A 13,557-nucleotide genomic window follows, 5' to 3' on the forward strand; every position below is an offset into this window, starting at 1 on the left:
AAGGCACTGTACTACACTCCAGACCTTGTTTTTATCCTGCTGGAGAAGATCGATGATCAAGTCGCGTGCTGCTGTTGCCTTCGAAGCCAAGAAGCCATTGGAAATCGTTGAAATCGATGTCGCCATGCCCAAGGCGGGAGAAGTGCTGCTTCGGGTCGTGGCTTCGGGCGTTTGCCATACCGATGCCTACACGCTCTCCGGTGCTGACCCGGAAGGTATCTTCCCGGCGATTCTGGGTCATGAAGGTGGCGCGATTGTCGAAGCCATCGGCGAGGGTGTGACCTCAGTTGCAGTGGGCGATCATGTGATTCCGCTGTACACCCCGGAATGCCGCCAGTGCAAATTCTGTCTGTCGGGTAAAACCAACCTCTGCCAGTCGATCCGTGCGACCCAAGGCAAAGGCCTGATGCCGGATGGTACTGCGCGCTTTTCCTACAAGGGGCAGCCGATTTTCCACTACATGGGTACGTCGACCTTTTCCGAATACACAGTCCTGCCGGAAATCTCGGTAGCCAAAATCCAGAAAGACGCCCCGCTGGAGAAGGTCTGCCTGCTGGGTTGCGGCGTCACCACCGGTATCGGTGCGGTGCTCAATACCGCCAAGGTAAAACCAGGTGACACCGTGGCCATCTTCGGTCTGGGCGGCATCGGCCTGTCGGCGGTCATCGGTGCGGTCAAGGCCAAGGCGGCGCGCATCATTGCCATCGACATCAATCCGGCCAAGTTCGAAATCGCCAAACAACTGGGCGCAACCGATTGCGTGAACCCGAAAGACTTCGATCGTCCGATTCAGGAAGTGATCGTCGACATGACCGATGGCGGCGTGGACTTCTCCTTCGAGTGCATCGGCAACGTGCAACTGATGCGTGCCGCTCTGGAATGCTGCCACAAGGGCTGGGGTGAGTCGGTCATCATCGGCGTGGCCGGTGCAGGCCAGGAAATCGCTACCCGTCCATTCCAACTGGTGACCGGTCGCGTCTGGCGCGGTTCGGCATTTGGCGGCGTGCGTGGTCGTACCGAATTGCCAAGCTACGTCGACATGTCGCAAACCGGCGAAATCCCGCTGGACACCTTCATCACCCACACCATGGGCCTTGAAGACATCAACAAGGCATTTGACCTGATGCACGAAGGCAAAAGCATTCGTTCTGTCATTCATTTTTGAGGGGCAGCTGCAAGCGGGCGTAAGGCTCTCTTGCAGCTTGAGGCTTGAAACTTGAAGCTCAGGAGCGTGCGACTATGACTCTGGAAAATATTTCCTGCCAGAAAAGCTTCGGCGGCTGGCTCAAGCGTTACAAGCATCATTCTGCGACGCTGGGTTGCGACATGGTGTTTGCGGTCTACCTGCCGCCACAAGCAGAGCAGGGCGGCAAGTTGCCTGTGCTGTACTGGTTGTCCGGCCTGACCTGCAATGATGAAAACTTCATGCAGAAAGCGGCGGCCCAGCGGGTCGCTGCAGAACTGGGGTTGATCCTGGTTGCACCGGATACCAGTCCGCGTGGCGAGGGTGTACCTGATGATCCGGAAGGTGCCTGGGACTTTGGTCTTGGGGCCGGGTTTTACCTGAATGCCACGGCGCAACCCTGGGCCAAGCACTACCGGATGCACGACTACGTGGTCGATGAGCTGCCGGCTCTGGTCGAGGAGCATTTCCCGGCTTCCACTGCACGGAGCATCAGCGGTCATTCCATGGGTGGTCACGGGGCTCTGGTCTGTGCCTTGCGCAACCCGGGTCGCTATCAGTCGGTTTCGGCGTTTTCGCCGATCACCAACCCCATGGATTGCCCCTGGGGGCAGAAGGCGTTCTCCCTCTATCTGGGCGAAGATCGTTCACGCTGGCGCGAGTGGGATGCCACGGTACTGATTGCCGAAGCCAGTGAAAAACTGCCGATCCTGGTGGATCAGGGCGACCGCGATGACTTTCTGGTCAATCAGCTCAAGCCCGAAGCACTGGTCCAGGCGGCAAAGGCCGCTCAGCACCCGCTGACCCTGCGAATGCAGCCCGGCTATGATCACAGCTACTTTTTCATTGCCAGTTTCATTGAGGACCATCTGCGTCATCATGCCCAGGCTCTGAGTGGATGACTGTCAGCGACAGGCCCTAACTTGCGCCAAAGCAGGTAGAATCACGCCCTGACTTTTTTCAGGGCGTTTTTCTATGCGTATTGGCCATGGCTATGATGTGCACCGTTTCGCTGAGGGCGATTTCATTACCTTGGGCGGCGTGCGGATTGCACACGGTTTCGGCCTCCTGGCTCATTCCGACGGCGACGTTCTGCTGCATGCGCTGAGCGACGCCTTGTTGGGAGCCGCTGCGCTGGGCGATATCGGCAAGCACTTTCCGGACACTGATCCGCAATTCAAGGGCGCGGACAGCCGTGTACTGCTTCGCCATGTGCTCAAGCAGGTGCAGGGCAAAGGCTGGAAAGTCGGCAATGTCGACGCCACCATCGTGGCCCAGGCACCCAAGATGGCTCCGCATATCGATGCGATGCGCGCTTTGATAGCCGCAGATCTCCAGGTTGAGTTGGATCAAGTGAACGTAAAAGCCACGACTACGGAAAAACTCGGCTTCGTCGGCCGTGAAGAAGGCATCGCGGTGCATGCCGTCGCGCTGTTGCTGCGCGCATGACCGAACTGGAGCTGCTGGGCCAGCGGGCCTATGGTGAAGCGCTGGGCAGCGCTGTTCTCAAGGCGACGGCCGAAGACTTTCAGGTCGATGAAGTGCTCGATATCCCCTTGTCCGGGGATGGCGAACACCTCTGGCTGTGGGTCGAGAAGCGCGGCCTCAACACCGAGGACGCGGCCCGTCGTCTGGCCCGTGCCGCTGGCGTGCCGTTGCGCACCGTCAGCTATGCAGGCCTGAAAGACCGTCAGGCTCTCACTCGTCAGTGGTTCAGCCTGCAATTGCCGGGCAAGGCCGATCCGGACCTTTCAGCGGCCCAGGACGAAACCCTGCAGATTCTCAAGAGCAGCCGCCACAAGCGCAAGCTGCAGCGCGGTGCTCATGCGGCCAATGGCTTCACCTTGCGCCTGACACAATTGAATGCCGATCATGACGCGCTGAATCAGCGCCTGGAATCCATTGCCCGCAAGGGAATCCCCAATTATTTCGGGGCCCAGCGTTTTGGCTACCAGGGCGGTAATCTGGGCGAAGCCCGGCATTACGCCGAGCGCAAGGCCTTGCCGGAGCAGCGCAATGTCCGTTCCCGGTTGCTGTCCACGGCCCGCAGCTACCTGTTCAACCGCGTGCTGGATGCCCGGGTAGCCGATGGCACCTGGGAGCGTGCCCAGCCCGGCGACCTGCTGGCGTTTACCGACAGCCGCAGCTTTTTCCCGGCTGGTGTTGCCGAGTGCAGCGATCCCCGGCTCGACATTCTGGACCTGCATCCCACCGGTCCGCAGTGGGGTGAAGGGCCTTCCCCGGCCAGCGGCGCAACCGCCGAACTGGAAAACCGCATTGCCGCTGAGCAGGCGGCTCTGTGCGAATGGCTGATAAAGGCTGGAATGGAGCACGAACGTCGCATACTGCGGCTGCCCATTGGCCGTTTGACGTGGCATTATCCCGAGCCTGACATTTTGCAACTGGAATTCGTCCTTCCGCCCGGATGCTTTGCCACTGTATTGGTGCGCGAACTCGTCGATCTGGTGCCGGTTGGGCAGACGGACAGCCCATGCGTATTCTGATTTCAAACGATGATGGGGTAACTGCACCCGGTCTCGCGGCGCTGTATGCGGCGCTGGCGGATTATGCCGACTGTGCGGTTATCGCTCCCGATCAAGACAAAAGCGGCGCCAGCAGCTCGTTGACACTCGACCGGCCTTTGCACCCGCATACGCTGCCCAATGGGTTCATCGGCCTCAATGGCACGCCGACCGACTGCGTGCACCTGGGGCTCAATGGTCTGCTGGAGCACGAGCCGGACATGGTGGTCTCGGGCATCAACCTGGGTGCCAATCTCGGGGATGATGTCCTGTATTCCGGTACAGTTGCCGCAGCCCTCGAAGGACGCTTTCTGGAGCGCCCTTCGTTTGCCTTTTCGTTTCTGTCGCGCCAGCCGGACAACCTCGCGACTGCAGCGCATTATGCGCGCCTGCTGGTCGAGGCCCATGAGCAACTGGACCTGCCGCCGCGTACGGTACTGAACGTCAATATCCCGAATCTGCCCCTCGACCATATCCGGGGGATTCAACTGACCCGCCTTGGCCATCGTGCCCGCGCTGCCGCTCCGGTGAAAGTCGTCGACCCTCGTGGTCGTGCCGGCTACTGGATCGCTGCTGCCGGCGATGCTGAAGACGGCGGTGCAGGCACCGATTTTCATGCGGTCATGCAGGGTTATGTCTCGATTACCCCGCTGCAACTGGATCGAACCTATCAGAACGGCTTCAGCAGCCTGAATACATGGCTGGAGGGACTGATCTGATGTCACGCGAGCAAGATGATCTGTTACGTCGCGGGATCGGCATGACCTCGCAGCGTACTCGCGAGCGACTGATCCAGCGCTTGTATGAAGAAGGCTTGTCCAATACCCGTGTGCTGGATGTCATCCGCAAGACGCCGCGGCATCTGTTCGTCGATGAAGCCCTTGCCCACCGTGCGTACGAAGATACGGCTTTGCCGATCGGCCACAACCAGACCATTTCCCAGCCTTATATGGTTGCACGCATGAGCGAGCTGCTGCTGGCAGCCGGTCCTCTGGACAAGGTGCTGGAAATTGGCACTGGCTCGGGCTATCAGACCGCTGTGCTGGCGCAACTTGTCGAGCGGGTCTTCTCGGTCGAGCGCATCAAGGTGCTGCAGGACCGGGCCAAGGAGCGCCTGGTGGAGTTGAACCTGCGCAACGTGGTCTTTCGCTGGGGCGATGGCTGGGAGGGCTGGCCTGCGCTGGCGCCTTACAATGGCATCATCGTGACCGCCGTGGCGACCGATGTGCCTCAAGCCTTGCTCGATCAACTGGCTCCGGGAGGCAGGTTGGTGATTCCGGTCGGTTCCGGTGAGGTCCAGCAACTGATGCTGATCGTGCGTGAGGAAAACGGGTTTTCCCGGCATGTGTTGGGGGCTGTGCGATTCGTGCCATTGCTCAACGGGCCTCTGGCCTGAAACGTTAATGGAACTTCAAGTGAATTCTGAGCACACTCATCGGTCTACTTACCCTGTATGGCAGCATGGCATCACTTCACCAAAATGATTCATGCATGACAAGGGCTTGGCATTGTTAATCACTGGCTGCCCGCCGTTGTTGCGGCACAATAGGCATCTTTCGAATTCAGTCACCAGTAAAGGGAGTGGCGGGTGAGTCACAGAGTCATTCGGCAGCTAAATTGTTCAACAAGTTATCAGCGTCTGGTGATTGGCATTGTGCTCAGTGTCCTCTTGGTCGGCTGCGCCAGTTCTCCGTCGGGCGGTGTTCGTGTCGTTGATCGCAACGGCAACGTAACGTCACAGCGTCCTGCCGTCACGACCGGACAATATGTCGTGCGACGTGGCGACACGCTTTTTTCCATTGCATTTCGTTACGGCTGGGACTGGAAAGCACTCGCTGCGCGCAACCAGATCCCCGAGCCCTACACGATTAAACCCGGTCAGACGATTCGCTTTGACGGGCGTTCAAATTCAACATCCGAGGCTGTGGCTTCCGCTCCGGTCGTAGCACAACCAGGTCCGGTGACCTCGTCTACATCCACCCGTACCAGCAGCTCTGGCTCGGTAAAAACGACGGTCCTCTCCAAACCGGTCGCGGTTACACCCGTGGTTATACCTCCCCCTGGCGATACTCCCGTGGGCGTTGCGGGCAAGTCCCCGACAGGTTGGGCATGGCCAGCAAGTGGCATTTTGATAGGAAAATTTTCCTCAAACGGCAGTTTGAATAAAGGAATTGATATCGCAGGTGATTTGGGACAGCCTGTTTTAGCCGCGTCTGATGGATCAGTTGTATACGCCGGAAGTGGATTACGGGGCTACGGCGAATTGATAATCATCAAACACAGCGATACCTACGTCAGTGCCTACGGTCACAACCGCAGGCTTTTGGTACGGGAGGGGCAACAGGTCAAGGCGGGACAGACAATTGCCGAGATGGGGTCCACAGGAACTGACCGGGTGAAGCTGCATTTCGAGATTCGCCGCCAAGGAAAGCCTGTAGATCCATTGCAGTTTTTGCCACGTCGTTGACAGTTGTCAGCCTGTTCCTGACGCAGAGGGAATGGGCTCAAGCGTTGCCACGGATATAGGCGGCGTTGAGCTTGAGGTCGAACTCACCAAAGGACTATAACAATGGCTCTTAGCAGCGAAGCGCCGGAGTTTGACATCGATGATGAAGTGCTCCTCATGGAAACCGGCATTGTCCTGGAGGACAACTCGAACGAGAAGCAGCCGTCTACTGCCGCATCGGATCGAACGAAAGCCAAGCACAACTCATCGCTCAAACAACATAAATATATTGATTACACTCGGGCGCTCGATGCTACCCAGTTGTATCTCAATGAAATAGGGTTCTCACCCCTGCTGTCCCCGGAAGAGGAGGTCCACTTTGCGAGATTGTCGCAACGTGGGGATCCGGCTGGACGCAAACGCATGATTGAAAGCAATCTGCGGCTGGTGGTCAAAATTGCCAGGCGCTATGTCAATCGTGGGTTGTCATTGCTTGATTTGATCGAAGAAGGCAACCTGGGCTTGATCCGGGCTGTTGAAAAATTCGATCCGGAGCGCGGTTTCCGCTTCTCGACTTACGCGACATGGTGGATTCGTCAGACCATCGAGCGTGCAATCATGAATCAGACCCGGACCATCCGGTTGCCGATTCATGTGGTCAAGGAGCTGAATGTCTATCTGCGTGCCGCTCGTGAACTGACACAGAAGCTCGATCACGAACCCTCCCCCGAGGAGATCGCCAATCTGCTGGAAAAACCCGTTGGCGAGGTCAAGCGCATGCTTGGGCTCAACGAACGTGTTTCCTCGGTGGATGTCTCTCTGGGGCCGGATTCGGACAAGACGCTGCTCGATACACTGACTGATGATCGCCCTACGGACCCCTGTGAGCTTCTGCAGGACGATGATCTCTCCCAGAGTATCGACCAATGGCTGTCCGAGCTGACCGACAAGCAGCGTGAGGTGGTGATACGCCGCTTTGGTTTACGCGGGCATGAAAGCAGTACGCTCGAGGATGTAGGTCTCGAGATTGGTCTTACCCGTGAGCGTGTGCGTCAGATTCAGGTCGAAGGTCTGAAGCGTCTCCGTGAAATCCTCGAAAAGAATGGTCTTTCGAGCGAGTCCCTCTTCCAATAATCCTCTCCCTCTGCGTGCGAAAGGCCGATGTAAACATCAAATGTTTGCATCGGCCTTTTACATGATCACCATCTTATAAAGTTGTCTGATCTCTTCGCTATTCCTTCAGGGGAAGAGCCATGGGGGCTCTACAGGTCTTTGCCAGAGATATGCGCAAGATGCGTAAGCCTTTGCTTACCCGTGTCGTAAGTTATCAGGGGTTTATTGGGGCGGATAAAAGATTTTTCTGTACAGGAGTTCTGCTACTTCAATGAATTTAAAAGAGTTTTATTTTTTAAACGGCGCGGTAAGAAATATTTTTGCGAGTTTTTGGGTGTTGCCCACGGCCTGAAAATCACTAATATCAGAACTGTGCCAACGGACAGGCACAGGCAGTCAAGGAAGACAGTCAAGGACATCGCAAGAAGCGATTCATCAGGATGATGAAAAGGATTACAGGGATTAGGGAAGAAATGTGGGCGGGTCATACCGCCCCTTTTTTTTGCCCATGAAAAAGGCCCCGAAGGGCCTTTCTGGCAATGCCGGAACTCAGCGTTCCAGATCTGCGATCTTGCCTGTCTTGCCGTCCCATTCTTCAGCGTCGGGCAGGGCATCTTTTCTTTCGGTGATGTTTGGCCATACTTCAGCGAGTTCGGCGTTGAGCTCGATGAAGTTTTCCATACCGGCAGGAATCTCATCTTCCGAGAAGATGGCTTGCGCAGGGCATTCAGGCTCACAAAGCGCGCAATCGATGCACTCATCCGGGTGAATCACCAGGAAGTTCGGGCCTTCGTAAAAGCAGTCCACCGGACAGACTTCTACGCAGTCGGTGTACTTGCACTTGATGCAGTTGTCGGTGACGACGAAGGTCATTTCTAATTTTCTCCTCAGGCGGCTGCGGCATCGCCCTTCCAGATAGGGGCTGCCAGGTTCGGGGCGTTTCCCGGCCTTGTGAAAAACACGTGCTTGGAGTGAGCGGCATGACTGCATGTCTACCGCTCGACCCTTGGTTCGCTGCGTTTTCACGCGGCTCGATTAGCTGCCCAGCCAGGCTAAAGCTGAGAGCATCCCAAACCGCGCGGGATTCTAACAGCTTGTATCACTTCGCGTCAGATCCGAGTTTGCAATGAATACAGCAACTCCAGTGCCTGACGAGGTGTCAGGTCGTCGACTTTCACCTTCGACAGTTCTTCCAGTACCGGGTGAGGTAGGCTGGCAAACAGGTCACTTTGCATCGGCGCCGCCGGTTTTCCGGGTTTTGGCCGTGGTTGTTCGTGGGGCAGGCTGGTGGTTTCCAGCCGTTGCAAATGCTCTTTGGCGCGAGTGATGACCTTGCCCGGAACCCCCGCCAGTTGTGCTACCGCCAGGCCGTAGCTCTGGCTTGCCGGCCCCGGAAGAACCCGGTGCAGGAACACGATCCGTTCGTTGTGCTCGGTGGCATTCAGATGCACGTTGGTAACCAGCGGTTCACTCTCGGGCAATACCGTCAGTTCGAAGTAATGCGTAGCGAACAGGGTATAGGCGCGCAACTGGGCGAGACATTCTGCCGCAGCCCAGGCCAGGGAAAGACCGTCGAAGGTGCTGGTGCCACGGCCGACTTCGTCCATCAGCACCAGACTGCGGTCGGTGGCGTTATGCAGGATGTTGGCGGTTTCGCTCATTTCCACCATGAACGTCGAGCGTCCGCCCGCCAGATCATCGCTGGAGCCGATGCGGGTGAAGATCCTGTCGACCAGAGACAGCTCGCAACTGGCGGCCGGTACAAAGCTGCCGATGTGGGCCAGCAGGACAATCAGTGCGGTCTGACGCATGTAAGTCGATTTACCGCCCATGTTCGGGCCGGTAATCACCAGCATGCGGGTGTTGTCATCCAGCGACAGGTCGTTGGCCACGAAAGGCGTGGACAGCACTTGCTCGACGACCGGGTGGCGACCCTGATCGATACGCATGCATGGCTCGCCGACGAAGCGTGGGCAATTGAGGTCCAGATTCAGTGCGCGTTCGGCCAGATTGCTCAGCACATCCAGTTCAGCCAGGGCCGCGGCGGTGTCCTGCAGCGGTGCCAGATGCCCGATCAGGTCTTCCAGCAAGGCCTCGTAAAGCATTTTTTCCCGGGCCAGGGCGCGGCTCTTGGCGGACAGCGCCTTGTCCTCGAACTCTTTGAGCTCAGGCGTAATGAAGCGCTCGGCACCTTTGAGGGTCTGGCGACGGATGTAGTCGGCCGGAGCCTGTTCGGCCTGCTTGCTGGGCAGCTCGATGAAGTAGCCGTGTACGCGGTTGTAGCCGACTTTCAGGTTGGCCAGGCCGGTACGGGCCTTTTCACGGGCCTCCAGGTCGATCAGAAACTGGCCTGCGTTCTCGCTCAGCGATTGCAGATCGTCCAGTTCGGCGTCATAACCGGTCTTCAGCACGCCGCCATCGCGGATCACTGCGGGCGGGTTATCGATAATTGCCCGTTGCAGCAGGTCTGCCAGTTCCGGGTAGGTGCTGGTGGTTCTGGCCAGTTGTTGCAGGTGCGGCGCTTCCAGGCTGGTCATTGCTTCTTGCAGTGCCGGCAGGGCGCCCAGTGCGTCGCGCAGGCGAGCCAGATCGCGAGGACGGGCGTTGCGCAGGCCGATACGCGCCAGAATGCGCTCGATATCGCCGATTTCCTTGAGCTGCGGTTGCAGGCTCTCGAAGCGGTAGCTTTCCAGGAAGCAGCCGATGGAAGTCTGGCGCGCCTGGAGAACGGTCAGGTCACGCAGCGGACGATTCAGCCAGCGGGTCAGCAGGCGCGTGCCCATGGCAGTCTGGCAGCGGTCCATGACCGATTGCAGGGTGTTGTCGCGACCTCCGGCCAGATTGGTGTCCAGCTCGAGGTTGCGGCGGCTGGCGGCGTCCAGCACCACGGTATCGTCCAGACGCTCGTGGCGCAGGCTGCGCAAGTGCGGCAAGGCGGTGCGCTGGGTTTCCTTCGCATAGCTCAGCAGGCAACCGGCGGCACCGATGGCCAGTGTCAGATTTTCACAGCCAAAGCCTTTGAGGTCCTGGGTCGCAAACTGCTGACACAGGCTTTTATGGGCGGAGTCGCGCTCGAAATCCCAGGGCGCACGACGGCGAGAGCCACGGCGCTTTTCTGCCGGAAGGCCTTGAGGCCAGTCATCGGGGATCAGCAGTTCGACAGGATTGATGCGCTCAAGCTCTGCCAGCAGGTTTTCCCAGCCCTTGATCTCAAGCACGCTGAAGTTGCCGCTGGTGATGTCCAGGACGGCCAGACCAAACAGGCGCTCGTCACCCAGGACCGCCGCGAGCAGGTTGTCCCGGCGCTCGTCCAGGAACGCTTCGTCACTGATGGTGCCCGGTGTGATGATGCGTACGACCTGACGTTCCACCGGCCCTTTGCTGGTCGCCGGGTCGCCGACCTGCTCGCAGATCACCACCGATTCGCCCAGCTTGACCAGCTTGGCCAGATAACCTTCGGCGGCATGGTAGGGAATGCCACACATGGGAATACTTTGACCGGCTGACTGGCCACGCGCAGTCAGGGTGATATCCAGCAGCTTGGCGGCTTTTTTGGCGTCTTCGTAGAAAATTTCATAGAAGTCGCCCATGCGATAGAACATCAGCTGATCGGGATGCTGGTTCTTCAGCTTCCAGTACTGCTGCATCATGGGAGTGTGCGAAGAGAGATCGGAAATTGCTTTATTCATCAGTAGGTTAGGCAAGTTCGTTAGAAGGGGGGGCAAATTTCAGGGGGCGACATGGGCTCCCTCTCGTGCCGAGGGTTGTCTGCCGTGTCTTTGCGATGGGCGCAAGGTTACCACGCACACCTCCACAACGCAGGCGCGGCTGAAACTTCCTGTATCGTCACCGAAGGTTTCAGGGCACCCAAGGATGCGGATGGCCTGTATAGACTTCCAGCGTCGCCGCTCGATAACGGGCGGCATCTTATAAAAAGGGACTTTTATATGAAGAACAAACGAGCAAGGGATTCCGGTAACGGACGCTTCATTCCTGTCGAGGAGGCCAAGCGTCGGCCAAGGGAAACAACCGTTGAGACGATCCGAAAACCCTCTCCGAAGAAAAAAGAGTCATAGTTGTCTTCCAAGGCAAGCGGTTGCCCAAGTGACCGCTTTGCCCGGTTCGTTCGGTTGGTGACAGGAAAAGATCGTGGATGAAATTACCCGGCTTGCCGAGTCGCTCGGCAAGCATCTAAAAGCCATTGATGCTCAGGTGACGACCGCCGAGTCCTGCACGGGCGGCGGGATTGCCGAAGCCATTACCCGCATCGGCGGTAGCTCTGCCTGGTTTGAAGCAGGCTATGTGACCTATTCCAATACTCAGAAAACCCGCCAGCTCGATGTGCCTGCCGAGCTGTTTGTGACGCACGGTGCAGTCAGCCAGCCTGTCGTGGAAGCCATGGTTCTAGGAGCGCAGGAGAAAAGTGGCGCACGTTTCGCCGTGGCTGTCAGCGGTGTGGCAGGGCCGGGCGGTGGTTCGGTGGAAAAGCCGGTCGGCACGGTCTGGCTGTGCTGGGGCATGGGCGACATGCTCATTGCCCGGCGTCGGCAGTTCGACGGTGATCGTGATGAAGTGCGCCGACAAACGGTGAAGGCCGCGCTAGAGGGGCTGATACAGCTTGCTGTTGGAGAAATGCCAAAACAGGGGTAGGCGAGCGCTCATCGCTGTGGAATAATACTGTCTACTTATACAGGTGTTCTGATCGCTCAGGCCCTAAATTGAATTTGATTACGTGAGGACTTCAATGGACGACAACAAGAAGAAAGCCTTGGCTGCGGCCCTGGGTCAGATCGAGCGTCAATTCGGTAAAGGTGCCGTAATGCGCATGGGTGACCATGATCGTCAGGCTATTCCTTCTATTTCCACCGGTTCGCTGGGTCTGGATATCGCGCTGGGTATCGGCGGCTTGCCTAAAGGCCGGATCGTTGAAATCTACGGTCCAGAGTCTTCGGGTAAAACCACGCTGACCCTTTCGGTCATCGCTCAAGCCCAGAAAGCAGGTGCAACCTGTGCGTTCGTCGATGCCGAGCACGCACTGGACCCTGAGTACGCTGGCAAGCTGGGCGTCAATGTCGACGACCTGCTGGTTTCGCAGCCGGACACGGGTGAACAGGCACTGGAAATCACCGACATGCTGGTGCGCTCCAATGCCGTTGACGTCATCGTCGTCGACTCCGTGGCTGCACTGGTACCCAAGGCCGAAATCGAAGGCGAAATGGGCGACATGCACGTCGGTCTGCAGGCTCGCCTGATGTCCCAGGCGCTGCGCAAGATCACCGGTAACATCAAGAACGCCAACTGCCTCGTCATCTTCATCAACCAGATCCGCATGAAGATCGGCGTGATGTTCGGCAGCCCGGAAACCACCACCGGTGGTAACGCCCTGAAGTTCTACGCCTCGGTGCGTCTGGACATTCGCCGCACCGGCGCCGTGAAAGAAGGCGACGAAGTGGTGGGTAGTGAAACCCGCGTCAAGATCGTCAAGAACAAGGTGGCTCCGCCGTTCCGTCAGGCAGAGTTCCAGATTCTTTACGGCAAGGGTATCTACCTCAACGGTGAAATCATCGATCTGGCTGTGCTGCATGGCTTTGTCGAGAAGTCCGGCGCCTGGTACAGCTACCAGGGCAGCAAGATCGGTCAGGGTAAAGCCAACTCGGCCAAGTTCCTGGCGGATAACCCGGAAATCGGTGCAGCGCTTGAGAAGCAGATTCGCGACAAGCTGCTGACTGCTGGTGTCGACACCAAGGCTGTAGGTTCCCGTGAATCAGCCGATGCCGATGACATGGCTGAAATCGACGCCGATATCTGATCAGCCTCATGCCAGTTGTGCTCGATACCACTGTCGCCGTACGACGAACCGCAATGGACCTGCTCGCGAGACGCGAGCACGGTCGAGTCGAGCTGACGCGTAAATTGCGTCAGCGCGGCGCTTCTCCCGAGCATATCGAGTCCGCCCTTGATCGTCTGGTTGAGGAAGGGCTGCTCTCTGAATCCCGCTACCTTGAAAGCTTCGTTTCCTCCAAAGCACGTTCGGGCTATGGGCCTTTGCGTATCCGCGAAGAACTGGGGCAGCGTGGTTTGCAACGAGGGGATATTGAAGAAGCGCTCAGAGAGTGCGGTGTCGACTGGCAAGCCCGCTTGCACGAAACCTGGCAGCGCAAGTTCGCTGGCAGGTTGCCTGCCGATGCGAAAGAGCGTGCCCAGCAAGGCCGCTTCCTGAGTTATCGCGGGTATCCGCTGGATATGATCGGCCGCTTGTTGAGCGGCCGAGGTGAGGATGATTAGCCGGGTAT

At 58.0% G+C, this 13,557-nt stretch carries 13 protein-coding genes; 11 read left to right on the forward strand and 2 right to left on the reverse strand.

Annotated elements, in window-relative coordinates; genetic code table 11:
• The first annotated feature begins 52 nt into the window (after positions 1 to 52).
• From K5D32_RS12330 to rpoS, 8 genes are all read left to right on the forward strand, one after another.
• Positions 53 to 1,165 carry an S-(hydroxymethyl)glutathione dehydrogenase/class III alcohol dehydrogenase gene (locus K5D32_RS12330; protein ID WP_025258967.1) on the forward strand — a complete coding sequence of 371 codons (1,113 nt, stop codon included), beginning with the start codon at positions 53 to 55 and terminating at the stop codon, positions 1,163 to 1,165.
• Positions 1,166 to 1,239: 74 nt separating this feature from the next.
• The gene (fghA, locus tag K5D32_RS12335; protein WP_221576770.1) at positions 1,240 to 2,085 is read left to right on the forward strand and encodes an S-formylglutathione hydrolase; all 846 of its coding nucleotides are present in this window, start codon (positions 1,240 to 1,242) and stop codon (positions 2,083 to 2,085) included.
• A 73-nt stretch (positions 2,086 to 2,158) separates the two neighbouring features.
• Positions 2,159 to 2,632, forward strand: coding sequence for a 2-C-methyl-D-erythritol 2,4-cyclodiphosphate synthase (gene ispF / locus K5D32_RS12340; RefSeq protein WP_025258969.1), 474 nt, complete (start codon positions 2,159 to 2,161; stop codon positions 2,630 to 2,632).
• Positions 2,629 to 3,687 (forward strand): tRNA pseudouridine(13) synthase TruD, encoded by a 1,059-nt coding sequence (truD, locus tag K5D32_RS12345; RefSeq protein WP_216705117.1) that lies wholly within the window; start codon positions 2,629 to 2,631, stop codon positions 3,685 to 3,687. Before ispF ends, truD begins: the two co-directional genes overlap by 4 nt.
• Positions 3,675 to 4,424, forward strand: a complete 750-nt coding sequence (surE, locus tag K5D32_RS12350; RefSeq protein WP_221576771.1) for a 5'/3'-nucleotidase SurE — start codon at positions 3,675 to 3,677, stop codon at positions 4,422 to 4,424. Before truD ends, surE begins: the two co-directional genes overlap by 13 nt.
• A gap of 41 nt (positions 4,425 to 4,465) precedes the next feature.
• The gene (locus tag K5D32_RS12355) at positions 4,466 to 5,101 is read left to right on the forward strand and encodes a protein-L-isoaspartate(D-aspartate) O-methyltransferase (RefSeq protein ID WP_176767549.1); all 636 of its coding nucleotides are present in this window, start codon (positions 4,466 to 4,468) and stop codon (positions 5,099 to 5,101) included.
• A gap of 192 nt (positions 5,102 to 5,293) precedes the next feature.
• The gene (locus K5D32_RS12360; protein ID WP_221576772.1) at positions 5,294 to 6,172 is read left to right on the forward strand and encodes a peptidoglycan DD-metalloendopeptidase family protein; all 879 of its coding nucleotides are present in this window, start codon (positions 5,294 to 5,296) and stop codon (positions 6,170 to 6,172) included.
• Between the two features lie 102 nt (positions 6,173 to 6,274).
• Complete coding sequence (rpoS, locus tag K5D32_RS12365; protein WP_025258973.1) at positions 6,275 to 7,285, forward strand: RNA polymerase sigma factor RpoS; 1,011 nt, start codon at positions 6,275 to 6,277, stop codon at positions 7,283 to 7,285.
• A 528-nt stretch (positions 7,286 to 7,813) separates the two neighbouring features.
• Here the strand turns inward: rpoS and fdxA are convergent.
• Positions 7,814 to 8,137, reverse strand: coding sequence for a ferredoxin FdxA (fdxA, locus tag K5D32_RS12370; RefSeq protein ID WP_012270863.1), 324 nt, complete (start codon positions 8,135 to 8,137; stop codon positions 7,814 to 7,816).
• Positions 8,138 to 8,373: 236 nt separating this feature from the next.
• The gene (gene mutS / locus K5D32_RS12375; protein ID WP_221576844.1) at positions 8,374 to 10,941 is read right to left on the reverse strand and encodes a DNA mismatch repair protein MutS; all 2,568 of its coding nucleotides are present in this window, start codon (positions 10,939 to 10,941) and stop codon (positions 8,374 to 8,376) included.
• Positions 10,942 to 11,413: 472 nt separating this feature from the next.
• On the opposite strand from mutS, the gene K5D32_RS12380 reads away from it, so the two are divergent.
• From K5D32_RS12380 to recX, 3 genes are all read left to right on the forward strand, one after another.
• Complete coding sequence (locus K5D32_RS12380; RefSeq protein WP_221576773.1) at positions 11,414 to 11,914, forward strand: CinA family protein; 501 nt, start codon at positions 11,414 to 11,416, stop codon at positions 11,912 to 11,914.
• 94 nt (positions 11,915 to 12,008) lie between these two features.
• Positions 12,009 to 13,073: a recombinase RecA gene (recA, locus tag K5D32_RS12385; RefSeq protein ID WP_221576774.1), complete on the forward strand. Its 1,065-nt coding sequence runs from the start codon at positions 12,009 to 12,011 to the stop codon at positions 13,071 to 13,073.
• 8 nt (positions 13,074 to 13,081) lie between these two features.
• The gene (recX, locus tag K5D32_RS12390) at positions 13,082 to 13,549 is read left to right on the forward strand and encodes a recombination regulator RecX (protein WP_221576775.1); all 468 of its coding nucleotides are present in this window, start codon (positions 13,082 to 13,084) and stop codon (positions 13,547 to 13,549) included.
• The last annotated feature ends 8 nt before the right edge of the window (positions 13,550 to 13,557 follow it).

It is taken from the genome of Pseudomonas cichorii, assembly GCF_019719005.1.
In the GTDB taxonomy this organism is placed as follows: domain Bacteria; phylum Pseudomonadota; class Gammaproteobacteria; order Pseudomonadales; family Pseudomonadaceae; genus Aquipseudomonas; species Aquipseudomonas cichorii_E.